Here is a 13,584-nt window from a genome sequence, read left to right on the forward strand (position 1 = left end):
CCCACCGGGCCGCGGAAACGAAAAACCCGCCGGAGGGCGGGTTTTCGGGGAGCCGGGTCGCGTTACTTCTCGACGAAGGCGCGCTCGATCAGGTAGTCGCCCGGATCGCCCATGCGCGGCGAGATGGTCAGGCCGAATTCGTTCAGCACGGCGCTGGTCTCGTCCAGCATGCTCGGGCTGCCACAGATCATCGCGCGGTCGTCCTGCGGATTGATCGGCGGCAGGCCGATGTCCGCGAACAGCTTGCCGCTGCGCATCAGGTCGGTCTGACGACCCTGGTTGCGGAATTCCTCGCGGGTGACCAGGGGGTAGTAGATCAGCTTCTCGCGGACCAGGTCGCCGATGAATTCGTGCTCCGGCAAGGTCTTGGTGATGAAGTCGGCGTAGGCCAGTTCGTTCACGTAGCGCACGCCGTGGACCAGGATCACCTTCTCGAAGCGCTCGTAGGTCTCCGGATCCTGGATGGTGCTCAGGAAGGGCGCCATGCCGGTGCCGGTGCTCAGCAGGTAGAGGTGCTTGGCGGGCTTCAAGTCACTGAGGATCAGGGTGCCGGTGGGCTTGCGGCTGACCATCAGGTTGTCGCCTTCCTTGAGGTGCTGCAGGCGCGAGGTCAGGGGGCCGTCCGGCACCTTGATGCTGAAGAACTCCAGGTGCTCTTCATAGTTGGGGCTGGCGATGCTGTAGGCACGCATCAGCGGACGACCGCCTTCGGTCTCCAGGCCGATCATCACGAACTGACCGTTCTCGAAACGCAGGCCCGCATTGCGGGTGGTCTTGAAGCTGAACAGGGTGTCGTTCCAGTGATGAACGCTCAGGACGCGCTCGGTGTACAGGTTGCTCATCGATGACTCCAGGAAAAATCGGTACAGCCCGGGGCTGGATAGAAATTGCGCGACAGTTTATAGAGGGGGAAAATATCCGTGAAATGAATAATTCGAATATAGGTTATCCAAAAGGCAGATATGAGATTCACGTTGCGTCAACTCGAGGTCTTCGTTGCCGTGGCCCGCCAGGAAAGCGTTTCCCGGGCGGCCGAGGCGCTCAGTCTGTCGCAGTCGGCCACCAGTACCGCCCTGGGCGAACTGGAACGGCAATTCGACTGCCGGGTGTTCGACCGCGCCGGCAAGCGTTTGACACTCAACGCCCTGGGCCGCCAGTTGCTGCCCAAGGCGGTGGCCCTGCTTGATCGCAGCGCCGAGGTGGAAAACCTGCTGCGCGGCAAGACCGGCTTCGGCTCCCTGGAGGTCGGTGCGACCCTCACCATCGGCAACTATCTGGCCACCCTGCTGCTGGGCGACTTCATGCAGCGCCATCCCGACTGCCGGGTGCGGCTGCACGTGCACAACACCGCCAGCGTGGTGCAGCGCATCGCCAACCATGACATCGACCTCGGCCTGATCGAGGGCGACTGCCAGCATCCGGATCTGGAGGTGCAGCCCTGGATCGAGGACGAACTGGTGGCGTTCTGCGCGCCCGGACACGCCCTGGCAGGCAGACAGGCCACCCAGGCCGAACTGGAAGCCCAGGCCTGGATCCTGCGCGAACAGGGCTCCGGCACCCGCCTGACCTTCGACCAGGCCATGCGGCACCACGCCCAGCCACTGGACGTGCGCCTGGAGCTGGAACACACCGAGGCCATCCTGCGCGCGGTGGAGTCGGGGCTGGGCATCGGCTGCCTGTCGCGGCTGGCGCTGCGCGATGCCTTCGCCCGCGGCACCCTGGTGCCCATCGAGACGCCGACCCTGGATCTGCGTCGCCAGTTCTGCTTCATCTGGCACAAGCAGAAGTACCAGACCGGGGCCATGGTCGAATTCCTCGACCTCTGTCGCCAACTGACCCTGGGCCTGAGCCGCAGCGATCAGATCGACACCGCGCGGCCCCGCCCCGGACGCTAGCGGCTGGCGCCGGTCCGCTTACTGGCCCTGGTAGAGGCGGCGATTCTCCAGCTCCCGCTGCTCGTGGCGACGGTGGGCGCGCAGCGCCAGCAGGGCCAGAATGCCGATCACCAGGCGATAGCCCTGGGAATAGAGATCCAGCTCGGCGGTGGCCGACTCGCCCAGCACGCCGCTGATCAGCCGCACCACGAACAGCGTCAGCTGCACGAAGGCCACCAGCAGCAGGCCGGCCGACAGCCATTCCGCTCGGCGAAAGGCCAGCACGGCGAACAGCGCCAGGGCGAATTGCATGCCGCCGTACCAGACCCGCGCCTCGGCCACCGACGCCGAATCCATCAGTACCATGCCACGGGCATTGGCCATCTCGTAGGGATAGAACCAATGCGCCAGGGCGAGGCCAAACCAGACCAGGGCCTGCAGACCCAACACCAGACGTGCGAAGCGAAGCTCGGACATTCCCCGTTTCTCCTTGGGGCTAGAGACGAATGACAGCCGCTCCAGTGTAGCCAGCGCCGGGAGCGATCTGCACTGCCGATGCAGACCGCCGCAGGTGGGTTAGGGTTCGCCGGAAGGGCTGGGGTAAGCTGCAGGCCTCCACCCTTCCGGCTCCTGCCCGAGCCCGTCGCCCGAGAGATCGCCATGCCCGCCGCCCTGCCCGCCCAGCCGCCGCTGGTGCTGTCCATCCAGTCCCATGTCGCCTACGGCCACGTCGGCAATGCCGCCGCCACCCTGCCACTGCAGCTGCTCGGCCTGCAGCCGGTGGTGGTCAACACCGTGCAATTCTCCAATCACACCGGCTACGGCGAATTCAAGGGCCAGGTCTTTCCGCCCGAGCATATCCACGACGTGCTCGACGGCCTGCGCGCCCGCGGCGTGCTGGAGCGCTGCGTGGCGGTGCTCTCCGGCTACCTGGGCGACGCCGCCATCGGCGAGGTGATCCTCGGCGTGGTGCAGGAGATCCGCCGTCAGCGCGGCGACCTGCAGTATCTCTGCGATCCGGTGATGGGCGACGTCGGCCGCGGCATCTTCGTGCGCCCCGGCATCCCCGACTTCCTGCGCCGCCGCGCCATCGAACAGGCCAGCCTGATCACCCCCAACCAGTACGAATTCGAGTTGCTGCACGGCCAGCCGCTGGCCGACACCGCCGACGCCGTGAACGCCGCCCGGCTGCTGCTAGGTCGCCGCGGCCAACCGGGCCCCACGACCATCGTCATCACCAGCCTGCGCACCCCGGACCTGCCCACCGACGTCCTCAGCACCCTGGTGGTCGAGGCCGCGGACGCCTGGCTGGTGCAGACGCCCTACCTGGACCTGCAGCCGCTGCCCAACGGCATGGGCGACGTCTTCTCCGCGGTGCTGCTGGGCCAGCTGCTCAACGGCCAGTCCACCCCCGCCGCGGCGTCCCATGCGGTCAGCGCCCTCTACGCTCTGGTCGCTCGCACCGGCCCCGGCAGCCGCGACCTGCCGCTGATCGCCGCCCGCGAGCAGATCGTGCAGCCAGGCGAACTGTTCGAAGCGCAGCGGCTGGCGTAGGCTGGGTCGAGCGCCAGCGAAGCCCAAGGGTGTCGGGCGCTGTTGGGCTTCGACGATGGAGTTGTCTCAACCCAACCTACGGGTGCGCTTTGCCCCCTCTCCCCCTGGGAGAGGGCTGGGGTGAGGGTAACCCCTGAACGCGTGGAAAACGCTGCGCGGTTCTCCACCCTACCCGCCTGTTGGGCTTCGACGATGGAGCTGTTTTAACCCAACCTACGGGTCCGCTTTGCCCCCTCTCCCCCTGGGAGAGGGTTGGGGTGAGGGAAAACCCGGCTACCGCCCCTCACGACGACTGCAGATGCCGCTCGCGCTGCTCCTGGCGCTCCTTGGCTTCTACGCTGAGGGTCGCAGTAGGCCGCAACAGCAGGCGGGCAAGGCCTATGGGTTCGCCGGTCTCCTCGCACCAGCCGTAATCGTCGCGGGCCAGGCGCTCCAGGGCTTCGTCGATCTTGTCCAGCAGCTTCTTTTCCCGTTCCAGCTGGCGCAGTTGCCACTGGCGTTCCCGCTCGGCATTGCCGACATCGGCCGGATCGCCGTGGGTGTCCAGGCCGCGCAGGTCCTCCACCTGCTCGTCGATCAGGCGTTGCAGGTCGCCACGCTGGGTCAGCAGCAGTCGACGAAAGAATTCCCGCTGGACCTCGTTCATATAGTCCTCGGCAGGTTGTGCCAGGAGTTCTTCAGGGGTCATGAGGCAGCCCTCCAATCGCAAATGTTATATTATAACATTTATCAATGGTTCTAGCCTGCATCTGCCAGCCGTAGAACCCATCACAAAAATTCCGTAGTGCCTCCGTCAAAACCACTACACAACGGCAAAAGCCTGTGCGAAAGTAGCGTCACAACCTGTATGACAACCTTACAACCACATAAGCAGGTCTCCATGTTTGCCAAGGTTCCCGCCAATGTGCTGAGCGACAGCGTCGCTCAGCAGCTGCTGGACAAGATCGAAGCCGGCGTCTTCGCCCCCGGCAGCAAGATTCCCAGCGAAGCCCTGCTCTCCGAAGCCTTCGGTGTCAGCCGCACCGTGGTGCGCGAGGCCATCTCGCGGCTGAAGAACGAAGGCGTGCTGCAGCCCCAGCAGGGGCGCGGCATCTTCGTCACGGCCCACGCCAGCATCCGCCCGCTGCGCATCGACGCCGACGAAGCCAGCCTGCCCGGCAGCGTCTTCCACCTGCTGGACCTGCGCCGCGCCATCGAGGCCGAGATCGCCTCAGAAGCCGCCATCAACCGCAGCGAGACCGATCTGGTGGCCATCGACGAGGCCCTGGCCGCCATCGACGAAGAGGTCGCCGACGGCCATGACGGGGTACGGGCCGACGTGGCCTTCCATCGCACCATCGCCCAGGCCACCGGCAATCCCTACTTCATCAGGACCCTGGAATTCGTCAGCCAGTACCTGGAGACGGCCACGCGCATCACCCGCACCAACGAGGCGCGGCGCGAGGACTTCTCCCGCCAGGTGCACGAAGAACACCAGGCCATCGTCGCCGCCATCCGCCTCGGCGATCCCCTGGCCGCCGCCAACGCCGCCCGCCAGCACATCTACAACGCCGCCCGCCGCCTGCGGCAGGCCGGCTTCGCCTGACCTTTTTACGGAGAACAACAAGATGCAAGACAACGTCGGTGTCATCGGCCTCGGGGCCATGGGTCTGGGCGTCGCCCGTTCGCTGCTGCGGGCCGGCTTCGCCGTGCATGCCTGTGACGTGCGCGCCAGCGTGCTGGAAAGCTTCGCCAGCGAAGGCGGCGTAGCCTGCACCTCGCCTGCGGCCCTGGCCGACAGCTGCGACATCCTCATCACCGTGGTGGTCAATGCCGAGCAGACCGAAGCCGTGCTGTTCGGTGAAGGCGGCGCCGCCTCTGCCCTGCGTCCGGGCAGCCTGGTGATTGCCTGCGCCACCGTGGCCCCGGCCTACGCCGTCGAGCTGGGCGAGCGCCTGGCCGAGCGTGGCATCCTGCTACTGGACGCCCCGCTCTCCGGGGGCGCCGCCAAGGCCGCCAGTGGCGAGATGACCATGATGACCTCCGGCACCGCGGAAGCCTATGCCAAGGGCGAGGCGGTACTGGCCGCCATGGCCGGCAAGGTCTATCGCCTGGGCGATGCACCCGGCCAGGGTTCCAAGGTCAAGATCATCAACCAGCTGCTGGCCGGTGTGCATATCGCCGCCTCCGCCGAGGCCATGGCCCTCGGCCTGCGCGAAGGCGTCGATCCGGACGCCCTCTACGAGGTCATCACCCACAGCGCCGGCAATTCCTGGATGTTCGAGAATCGCGTACCGCACATCCTCAAGGCCGACTACACCCCGCTGTCCGCCGTGGACATCTTCGTCAAGGACCTGGGCCTGGTGCTGGATACCGCGCGGACCTCGAAATTCCCGCTGCCGCTGTCGGCCACCGCCCACCAGATGTTCATGCAGGCGTCCACCGCCGGCCATGGTCGTGAAGACGACTCGGCAGTGATCAAGATCTTCCCGGGCATCGAGTTGCCCAAGGCCGCGGAGTGAAACCCATGAGCCAGACCGAGACCCGCCCGCTGCTGGGCTGCATCGCCGACGACTTCACCGGCGCCACCGATCTCGCCAACATGCTGGTGCGTGGCGGCATGCGCACCGTGCAGGTGATCGGCGTGCCCGCGGCCGACGCCGAACTCGAAGCGGCCGACGCCGTGGTAGTGGCGCTGAAATCCCGCACCACGCCGGCCGCCGAGGCGGTGAGCGAATCCCTGGCCGCCCTCGCCTGGCTGCGCCAGCGCGGCTGCCGGCAATTCTTCTTCAAGTACTGCTCGACCTTCGATTCCACTGCCGCAGGCAACATCGGCCCGGTGGCCGAGGCCCTGCAGGAGGCACTGGACTGCGACTTCACCCTGGCCTGCCCGGCCTTCCCGGAAACCGGGCGTACCCTGTTCCGCGGCCACCTGTTCGTGCAGGACCAGCTGCTCAGCGAGTCCGGCATGCAGCACCACCCGCTGACGCCCATGGGCGACGCCAACCTGGTGCGGGTGCTGCAGGCGCAGAGCCGTGGCAAGGTAGGGCTGCTGCGCTACGATCAGGTCGCCAAGGGCCCCGAGGCCGTGCGCGCGGCCATCGCCGAACTGCGTACTTCGGGTCATCGCCTGGCCATCGCCGATGCCCTGTCCGACGCCGATCTGCATACCCTGGGCGCGGCCTGTGCCGAGCTGCCCCTGGTCACCGGTGGTTCGGGCATCGCCCAGGGCCTGCCGGAGAATTTCCGCCGCGCCGGCCTGCTCCAGGCCCATGACGCTGCCGCCCTGGCGCTGCCCGCCGGTGGCGAAGCCGTGCTGGCCGGCAGCGCGTCCCAGGCCACCAATGGCCAGGTCGCCGTCTGGCTGGAAGCCGGTCGCCCGGCTCTGCGCCTGGACCCGCTGGCCCTGGCCCGGGGTGACGACAGTATCGACGCCGCCCTCGCCTGGGCGCGTGAGCAGGGCCAGGCCGTGCTCATCTATGCCACCAGTCCCGCCGACGAGGTCAAGGCCATCCAGCGCGAGCTGGGCGTGGCGCGCGCCGGTGAACTGGTGGAACGCGCCCTCGGCCTGATCGCCCGCGGCCTGTTCGACAGCGGCGTACGCCGTCTGGTGGTGGCCGGTGGCGAAACCTCCGGCGCCGTTGTCCAGGCCCTGGGCGTACAGGCCCTGCGCATCGGCGCCCAGATCGATCCGGGCGTGCCGGCCACCCTCGGCCAGGTCGAGGGCGAACCCCTGGCCCTGGCGCTCAAGTCCGGCAACTTCGGCAGCCGCGACTTCTTCGCCAAGGCGCTGCGCCATTTGGCAGGAGAGCAGGCATGAGCGTCGAAGCCCGCCTGCGCGAAGAGATCTGCACCGTCGGCGCCAGCCTCTATGCCCGCGGCTACACCGTGGGCAGCGCCGGCAACATCAGTGCCCGCCTGGAAGACGGCTGGCTGATCACCCCCACTGACGCCTGTCTGGGTCGTCTCGACCCGGCAGCCATCGCCAAGGTCGGCCTGGATGGTGACTGGATCTCCGGGGACAAGCCATCCAAGACCCTGGCCTTGCATCGCCAGGTCTATGACCGCAATCCCGGCGTGGGCGGCGTGGTGCACACCCACTCCACCCACCTGGTGGCCCTGACCCTGGCCGGCGTCTGGTGCCCGGACGACATCCTGCCGCCTATCACCCCCTACCAGGTGATGAAGGTCGGCCATATCCCGCTGATTCCCTATGCCCGCCCCGGCGCCGCCAGTGTCGCCGAGCAGGTGGCGCAACTGGCCAACCGGGTAAGGGGCGTGATGCTCGAACGCCTCGGCCCGGTGGTCTGGGAGAGCAGCGTGAGCAAGGCCAGCTTCGCCCTGGAGGAGCTGGAAGAAACCGCGCGGCTGTGGCTGCTCAGCGAGCCGCGCCCGGCGCCGCTCGATGCCGCCGCCCTGGCCGAACTGGCGGAGACCTTCGGCGCCGTCTGGTGACCTGAAGCCCGCGCTACCGCAACACCCCACGATGGCCCTCGCCGGCCGTCGCGGGATCGGCTTGCCCTGGAAAAACAACAATAGCGAGGAAAGTGCCATGTCCCACGTCGTCAGCCCTACCCGCCCGGAGTCCCGCTCATGAGTCCGTTGCTGCTGGTCCTCATCGCCGCGGCGGGCATCGCCCTGCTGCTGTTCCTGGTTCTCAAGTACAAATTCCAGCCCTTCGTGGCGCTGATGCTGGTGAGCATCCTGGTGGCCCTGGCCGCTGGCGTGGAACCGTCGAAGCTGGTCGCCACCATCGAAGGCGGCATGGGCAAGATCCTCGGCCACATCGCCATTATCATCGCCCTGGGCGCCATGATCGGCCGCATCATAGAACTCTCCGGCGGTGCCGAGGCCCTGGCCAAGACGCTGATCGAGCGCTTCGGCAACAGACGCACGCCGCTGGCCCTGACCCTGGCCGGCTTCCTGGTCGGCATCCCGGTGTTCTTCGAAGTCGGCGTGATCGTGCTGATGCCGTTGGCCTATGGCATCGCCCGCACCGCGCGCAAGCCGCTGATCGTCTTCGCCCTGCCGATGTGCGCCACCATGCTCACCGTGCACGCCATGCTGCCGCCCCACCCGGGCGCCGTGGCCGCCGCCGGCCAGCTGGGCGCCGACCTGGGTCGGGTGCTGCTGTTCGGCCTGCCGATCACCGCCGTGCTGGCCCTGATCGGCTGGTGGGTGGCCGGGCGCATGACCCGTCGTCATTACCCCATGACCGACGACATCCGCAGCGACGTCTACGGTCCGCAGATCACCGACACCCACCTGCAGCAGTGGGGCCGCGGCCAGGACATGGCACCCGGCCTGCCCAGCCTCGGCGCCGCCGCGGTCAAGGTCGACGAGACCCCGGCCGGCCTCGCCGCCGGCCTGCCGCCCGCCCCGGCCCCCGGCTTCGGCCTGGTGGTGACCCTGATCCTGCTGCCCATCGTGCTGATCCTGCTGGGCACCCTGGCCACCAGCTGGCTACCGGCCGGCAACCTGCTGCGCGACATCTTCACCGTGATTGGCGCGCCCCTGGTGGCGCTGCTGATCGACACCCTGCTGTGCGCCTATGTGCTGGGTTTCCGCCGCGGCTGGTCGCGCGAACAGGTCTCGGACGTCATCGGCTCGGCGCTGCCCGGCGTGGCCATGGTCATCCTCATCGCCGGTGCCGGCGGCGTCTTCGGCAAGGTGTTGGTGGACACCGGTATCGGCGCGGTGGTCTCGGAGCTGCTGCGCGCTACCGGCCTGCCGGTGCTGGCGCTGGGCTTCGTGCTGACCCTGCTGCTGCGCGCGGTCCAGGGTTCCACCACCGTGGCCCTGGTCACCACCGCCGGCATCCTCGGCCCGCTGATCGCCACCCTGGACCTCTCGGCCAACCACATGGCCCTGCTCTGCCTGGCCATGGGCGCCGGTGGTCTGGCCGTGTCGCACATCAACGACGCCGGCTACTGGATCTTCACCAAGCTGGTCGGCCTGAGCGTCGCCGACGGCTTGCGTACCTGGACCGTCCTGACCACCCTGCTAGGGTGCCTGGGCTTCGCCATAACCCTGCTGCTCTGGCCCTTCGTCTGATCTGGGAGACAAGCCATGCCCCGTTTCGCCGCCAACCTCAGCATGCTCTACCCCGAGCATGCCTTCCTCGACCGCTTCGCCGCCGCCGCGGCGGATGGCTTCCAGGCCGTGGAATACCTCTTTCCTTATGAGCACAGTGCCGCCGAGATCAAGACACGCCTCGACGCCGCGGGCCTGACCCAGGTGCTGTTCAACGCCCCGCCCGGTGACTGGGCCGCGGGCGAACGTGGCCTGGCCGCCCTGCCCGGTCGCGAAGCCGAATGCCGCGCCGGCATCGACCGCGCCCTGGACTACGCCGCCGTGCTGGGCAATCGCCTGGTGCATGTGATGGCCGGCCTGCTGCCCGCCGGAGTCGACCGGGCCCGCGCCCGCGACACCTACCTGGGCAACCTGGCCCATGCTGCCGAACAGGCGGCCAAGGCCGGGGTGACGATTCTCATCGAGCCGATCAACCCGCGCGACATGCCCGGCTATTTCCTCAATCGCCAGGATGACGCCCAGGCCATCCGCCAGGCCATAGGCGCTGACAATCTGAAGGTGCAGTTCGACTGCTACCACTGCCAGATCGTCGAAGGAGACGTCAGCAAGACCTTCGAGCGCGACTTCGCCGGCATCGGCCACGTGCAGATCGCCGGGGTACCCGATCGCCACGAACCGGATCTGGGCGAGCTGCACTATCCCTATCTGTTCGAGCGCTTCGACGCCCTCGGCTACGACGGCTGGATCGGCTGCGAATACCGTCCGCGGGGCGATACCTCGGCGGGGTTGGAGTGGTTGCGCAAGCTCAGGGCCTGAGTCCCTGTTGGGCTTCGACGATAGAGCCGTCTCAGCCCAACCTACGATCAGGTTTGTAGGGTGGACAACGGCGCAGCCTTGTCCACCGTCAGGCACCTAGGCCCGGTGGAAAACGCTGTGCGGTTTTCCACCCTACGGGGCTATCGCGGACCGCCATGGCCGCGCTAAAAACGCTCGCCCCTACACCTCCACCACCGCCAACGGCTGCCCCAGGCGTCGGCGGAATTCCTCCAGGAAGGCCGGGGCGAAGGCCCGCGCCGGCCAGTGGTTGAAGATGAAGCCCAGGTCGGAAAAGGCGCAGGGCTGGGGGAAATCGAAGCCGTTGATGTCGTCTTCGTGAGCGCATTCCGGGCAGGCGAAGTTGTCGCTTTCCGCCGGCATCCAGACTTCCAGGTGCTCGAACAGCGCCTCGCCAATCTCCCGGCGGCAGGCGGGGCAGCGGGCGCGGCCTTGGAAGCCGGCCAGCGGGGTGAAGATGCAGCGTTCGGTGACGATCTCCAGGCCGCCGTCGGCGAAGTCGCGCGGATCGTCCATGCCTGGCGCCAGGCGCAGCACCTCGGTCAGTCGCGGCCCCGGCGCATGGCCACGCCGGCCGCGACTGGGCAGGCAGGGCGAGGCCTCGGCCCTGACCACGCCGCTGGCGGCGAGCCAGCCGAGAATCTCCACGGCGGTGCGCTCCACCCGCGGATGGCTGGAAATGCGGGGAGCGAGGATGGTCTGGCGCAGGGTCATGGAACACGCGTCTCGAAGGAAGGGGCGCGCAGCTTAATGGGCTGCTCGCCGCACGCCCAGAGCTGCTAAGGTGAGGCCGACGAAAGCCACAGAAAGCGCCCCATGTTCAAGGACCCCTTCGCCCGCCTCGGTCTCGATCGCGAGGTGCTCAGCGTCAGCCAGCTCAACAGCCGCGCCCGGGTGCTGCTGGAAGATGTCTTCGCCCAGGTCTGGGTCGAGGGCGAGATCTCCAACCTGGCCAAGCCCGCCTCGGGCCACCTCTATTTCACCTTGAAGGACGGCCAGGCCCAGGTGCGTTGCGCGCTGTTCCGCCAGCACGCCAGCCGGGTGCGCCAAGCGCTACGCGACGGCCTGGCGGTCAAGGTGCGCGGCAAGGTCTCGCTGTTCGAAGGCCGCGGTGACTACCAGCTGATTCTCGACAGCGTCGAGCCGGCCGGCGACGGCGCCCTGCGCCTGGCCTTCGAGGCGCTCAAGGAGCGCCTCGCCGCTGAAGGACTGTTCGCCGCCGAACGCAAGCGCGCACTGCCCGCCCATCCGCAGCGCATCGGCATCGTCTCCTCGCCCACCGGCGCGGTGATCCGCGACATCGTCAGCGTGTTCAAGCGACGGGCGCCCCAGGTCGAACTGACGCTGATCCCCACCGCGGTGCAGGGCCGCGAGGCCACTGCCCAGATCGTCCGCGCCCTGCAACTGGCCGATCGCCAGGGCTTCGATGCGCTGATCCTGGCGCGCGGCGGCGGCTCCCTGGAAGACCTCTGGTGCTTCAACGAAGAACCCGTGGCCCGCGCCCTGGCCGCCTGCCAGACCCCGGTGGTGAGCGCCGTGGGGCACGAGACCGATGTCTCCATCGCCGACTTCGTCGCCGATGTCCGCGCCCCTACCCCGTCGGCGGCGGCGGAATTGCTCGCCCCCCACAGCGCCGACCTGCGCCAGCGCCTGGACGGCCTGCATCGCCAACTGCTCTTGCGCATGCGCGAACGGCTGGCCCGCGAACGGCTGCGCCTGGACGCCTGCAGCCGGCGCCTGCGTCATCCCGGCGAGCGGCTGCGCCAGCAGGCCCAACGGCTGGACGACCTGGATCTGCGCCTGCGCCGCGCCTATGTCATCGCCCAGAATCGCCGCCGCGATCGCCTGGCGCACCTGGACACCCGCCTGGCCGGCCAGCATCCCGGGCGCCAGCTGGTCCTGCTGCGCCAACGGCTGGAGCAACTGGCCGAACGCCTGCCGCGGGTCATGCAGCGGCAGCTGAAGGAGCGCCAGCAGCGCCTGGCCGGTACCGTCCAGACCCTGCAGATCGTCAGCCCCCTGGCCACCCTGGGTCGCGGCTACAGCATCCTGCTCGACGAACGCGGTCACGCCGTGCGTGCCGCCGCCGAGGTCGCCAATGGGCAGAAGCTCACTGCCCGGCTCGCCGAGGGTGAATTGGCGGTGCGGGTACTGGACAATCACCAGGAACCCACCACTCTGTCTCTGTTGGACTGATCGGTCCAACCCGGACCGATGGTGGCATGCATCTTGAACCCTCGGTCAGGATTTCCCCCTACCGAGGCCCTCCATGCATTCCCTTCTGCGCGCTTCCCTGCTCCCCCTCACCACCGCCCTGCTGGCCGGCGCGGCCCAGGCCACGACCCCGCCCGCCGCGCCGCTGCAACCCAAGGTCATGCTCGTGGCGATGTTCGCCCCCGAGGCCCAGACCTGGATCGATCGCCTCAAGCTCACCCACAAGGTCGCCGTCGACGGGCTGTCCGCCGACTATCCCGATGTGCTCTGCAATGAGGCACGGGTGTGCCTGATGACCACTGGAATGGGGCATGCCAACGCCGCCGCCTCGACCCTGGCGCTGACCCTGTCGCCCAAATTCGACCTCAAGCACACCTACTTCCTGGTCGCCGGTATCGCCGGGATCAGTCCCAAGGAAGGCACCCTGGGCACCACCGCCTGGGCGCGCTACCTGGTCGACTTCGGCATCCAGTGGGAGCTCGATCCCCGTGACGTGCCCAAGGACTGGCCCACTGGTTACCTGGGCATCAATACCCGCGGGCCTGGCGAGAAACCGCCGCTCGACTACAAGACCGAGGTGTTCGAACTCAATGTGCGGCTGAGAGACAAGGCCTATGCCCTGTCCCGCCAGGCCGAGCTGACGGAAAGTGCGGAATCCAAGGCCTGGCGCCAGACCTACGACTACGCCCCGGCCAACCAGCCGCCGGTGGTGACCCGTTGCGACACCCTGGCCGGCGATACCTGGTATTCCGGCACCCGCCTCGCCGAACGGGCCGAGGAATGGACCCGCCTGGTCACCGATGGCCAGGGCCGCTACTGCACCACCCAGCAGGAAGACAACGCCACCTACGAAGCGCTGCTGCGCGCCAGCCGCCTGGGCAAGGTCGACCTGCAACGGCTGGCGGTGGTCCGCGCCGGCTCCGACTTCGACCGTCCGGCCAAGGGCGCCTCCGAGGTGGCCAATCTGCTCGACTACGCCAAGCAGGGCGGTTTCGCCCCGGCTTTGGAAAATCTCTATCGCACCGGCAATCCGCTGGTGCAGGAGATCGTCGAGCACTGGGACGCCTGGGAAAAGGGCGTGCCGGCGAGCTGAGAC

Annotated in this window: 14 protein-coding genes; 10 read left to right on the forward strand and 4 right to left on the reverse strand. The window is 68.0% G+C overall.

What is annotated here, in order from left to right:
* Nucleotides 1-62: 62 nt before the first annotated feature.
* Nucleotides 63-842, reverse strand: a complete 780-nt coding sequence (fpr, locus tag AABM56_RS16870; RefSeq protein WP_007160677.1) for a ferredoxin-NADP reductase — start codon at nucleotides 840-842, stop codon at nucleotides 63-65.
* Between the two features lie 120 nt (nucleotides 843-962).
* Here fpr and AABM56_RS16875 point away from each other — a divergent pair, with 120 nt between their 5' ends.
* Nucleotides 963-1,895, forward strand: a complete 933-nt coding sequence (locus AABM56_RS16875; RefSeq protein ID WP_133863179.1) for a LysR family transcriptional regulator — start codon at nucleotides 963-965, stop codon at nucleotides 1,893-1,895.
* Between the two features lie 18 nt (nucleotides 1,896-1,913).
* Here the strand turns inward: AABM56_RS16875 and AABM56_RS16880 are convergent, their stop codons facing one another.
* Complete coding sequence (locus AABM56_RS16880) at nucleotides 1,914-2,351, reverse strand: DUF4345 family protein (protein ID WP_133863180.1); 438 nt, start codon at nucleotides 2,349-2,351, stop codon at nucleotides 1,914-1,916.
* A gap of 183 nt (nucleotides 2,352-2,534) precedes the next feature.
* Between AABM56_RS16880 and pdxY the strand changes: the two genes are divergently transcribed.
* The gene (pdxY, locus tag AABM56_RS16885; protein ID WP_133863181.1) at nucleotides 2,535-3,428 is read left to right on the forward strand and encodes a pyridoxal kinase PdxY; all 894 of its coding nucleotides are present in this window, start codon (nucleotides 2,535-2,537) and stop codon (nucleotides 3,426-3,428) included.
* 283 nt (nucleotides 3,429-3,711) lie between these two features.
* Here pdxY and dksA read toward each other — a convergent pair whose 3' ends face one another.
* On the reverse strand, nucleotides 3,712-4,116 hold the full coding sequence (dksA, locus tag AABM56_RS16890; protein WP_133863182.1) for an RNA polymerase-binding protein DksA: 405 nt from the start codon (nucleotides 4,114-4,116) through the stop codon (nucleotides 3,712-3,714).
* A 192-nt stretch (nucleotides 4,117-4,308) separates the two neighbouring features.
* Here dksA and AABM56_RS16895 point away from each other — a divergent pair, with 192 nt between their 5' ends.
* The 6 genes from AABM56_RS16895 to otnI all read left to right on the forward strand — a co-directional run bounded on the left by AABM56_RS16895 (nucleotide 4,309) and on the right by otnI (nucleotide 10,256).
* Nucleotides 4,309-5,013 carry a FadR/GntR family transcriptional regulator gene (locus tag AABM56_RS16895; RefSeq protein WP_044341678.1) on the forward strand — a complete coding sequence of 235 codons (705 nt, stop codon included), beginning with the start codon at nucleotides 4,309-4,311 and terminating at the stop codon, nucleotides 5,011-5,013.
* 22 nt (nucleotides 5,014-5,035) lie between these two features.
* The gene (gene ltnD / locus AABM56_RS16900) at nucleotides 5,036-5,929 is read left to right on the forward strand and encodes an L-threonate dehydrogenase (RefSeq protein ID WP_133863183.1); all 894 of its coding nucleotides are present in this window, start codon (nucleotides 5,036-5,038) and stop codon (nucleotides 5,927-5,929) included.
* Between the two features lie 5 nt (nucleotides 5,930-5,934).
* A complete protein-coding gene (gene otnK, locus AABM56_RS16905; RefSeq protein WP_347883534.1) occupies nucleotides 5,935-7,227 on the forward strand; it encodes a 3-oxo-tetronate kinase in 1,293 nt (430 codons plus the stop codon).
* Nucleotides 7,224-7,862 (forward strand): aldolase, encoded by a 639-nt coding sequence (locus AABM56_RS16910; protein WP_347883535.1) that lies wholly within the window; start codon nucleotides 7,224-7,226, stop codon nucleotides 7,860-7,862. Before otnK ends, AABM56_RS16910 begins: the two co-directional genes overlap by 4 nt.
* A 138-nt stretch (nucleotides 7,863-8,000) precedes the next feature.
* A complete protein-coding gene (locus tag AABM56_RS16915; protein ID WP_133863186.1) occupies nucleotides 8,001-9,461 on the forward strand; it encodes an SLC13 family permease in 1,461 nt (486 codons plus the stop codon).
* A 15-nt stretch (nucleotides 9,462-9,476) separates the two neighbouring features.
* Entirely contained in the window at nucleotides 9,477-10,256 is a 780-nt protein-coding gene (gene otnI, locus AABM56_RS16920) for a 2-oxo-tetronate isomerase (protein ID WP_133863187.1), read from the forward strand.
* Between the two features lie 180 nt (nucleotides 10,257-10,436).
* Here the strand turns inward: otnI and AABM56_RS16925 are convergent, their stop codons facing one another.
* On the reverse strand, nucleotides 10,437-10,988 hold the full coding sequence (locus AABM56_RS16925; RefSeq protein WP_133863188.1) for a sugar ABC transporter ATPase: 552 nt from the start codon (nucleotides 10,986-10,988) through the stop codon (nucleotides 10,437-10,439).
* A gap of 102 nt (nucleotides 10,989-11,090) precedes the next feature.
* On the opposite strand from AABM56_RS16925, the gene xseA reads away from it, so the two are divergent.
* Together xseA and AABM56_RS16935 are read left to right on the forward strand one after the other, a co-directional pair.
* Nucleotides 11,091-12,470, forward strand: coding sequence for an exodeoxyribonuclease VII large subunit (gene xseA, locus AABM56_RS16930; protein ID WP_133863189.1), 1,380 nt, complete (start codon nucleotides 11,091-11,093; stop codon nucleotides 12,468-12,470).
* A gap of 73 nt (nucleotides 12,471-12,543) precedes the next feature.
* Nucleotides 12,544-13,581: a purine nucleoside permease gene (locus AABM56_RS16935; RefSeq protein WP_133863190.1), complete on the forward strand. Its 1,038-nt coding sequence runs from the start codon at nucleotides 12,544-12,546 to the stop codon at nucleotides 13,579-13,581.
* The last annotated feature ends 3 nt before the right edge of the window (nucleotides 13,582-13,584 follow it).

It is taken from the genome of Pseudomonas aestiva (assembly GCF_039908605.1).
GTDB classification, from domain to species: Bacteria; Pseudomonadota; Gammaproteobacteria; order Pseudomonadales; family Pseudomonadaceae; genus Chryseomonas; species Chryseomonas aestiva.

Coding starts and splice junctions, on each gene's coding strand:
- fpr (WP_007160677.1), bottom strand. CDS start 842: ATGAGCAACCTGTACACCGAGCGCGTCCTGAGCGTTCATCACTGGAAC.
- otnK (WP_347883534.1), top strand. CDS start 5,935: ATGAGCCAGACCGAGACCCGCCCGCTGCTGGGCTGCATCGCCGACGAC.
- AABM56_RS16910 (WP_347883535.1), top strand. CDS start 7,224: ATGAGCGTCGAAGCCCGCCTGCGCGAAGAGATCTGCACCGTCGGCGCC.
- AABM56_RS16880 (WP_133863180.1), bottom strand. CDS start 2,351: ATGTCCGAGCTTCGCTTCGCACGTCTGGTGTTGGGTCTGCAGGCCCTG.
- ltnD (WP_133863183.1), top strand. CDS start 5,036: ATGCAAGACAACGTCGGTGTCATCGGCCTCGGGGCCATGGGTCTGGGC.
- xseA (WP_133863189.1), top strand. CDS start 11,091: ATGTTCAAGGACCCCTTCGCCCGCCTCGGTCTCGATCGCGAGGTGCTC.
- otnI (WP_133863187.1), top strand. CDS start 9,477: ATGCCCCGTTTCGCCGCCAACCTCAGCATGCTCTACCCCGAGCATGCC.
- AABM56_RS16935 (WP_133863190.1), top strand. CDS start 12,544: ATGCATTCCCTTCTGCGCGCTTCCCTGCTCCCCCTCACCACCGCCCTG.
- AABM56_RS16875 (WP_133863179.1), top strand. CDS start 963: ATGAGATTCACGTTGCGTCAACTCGAGGTCTTCGTTGCCGTGGCCCGC.
- AABM56_RS16915 (WP_133863186.1), top strand. CDS start 8,001: ATGAGTCCGTTGCTGCTGGTCCTCATCGCCGCGGCGGGCATCGCCCTG.
- dksA (WP_133863182.1), bottom strand. CDS start 4,116: ATGACCCCTGAAGAACTCCTGGCACAACCTGCCGAGGACTATATGAAC.
- AABM56_RS16925 (WP_133863188.1), bottom strand. CDS start 10,988: ATGACCCTGCGCCAGACCATCCTCGCTCCCCGCATTTCCAGCCATCCG.
- pdxY (WP_133863181.1), top strand. CDS start 2,535: ATGCCCGCCGCCCTGCCCGCCCAGCCGCCGCTGGTGCTGTCCATCCAG.
- AABM56_RS16895 (WP_044341678.1), top strand. CDS start 4,309: ATGTTTGCCAAGGTTCCCGCCAATGTGCTGAGCGACAGCGTCGCTCAG.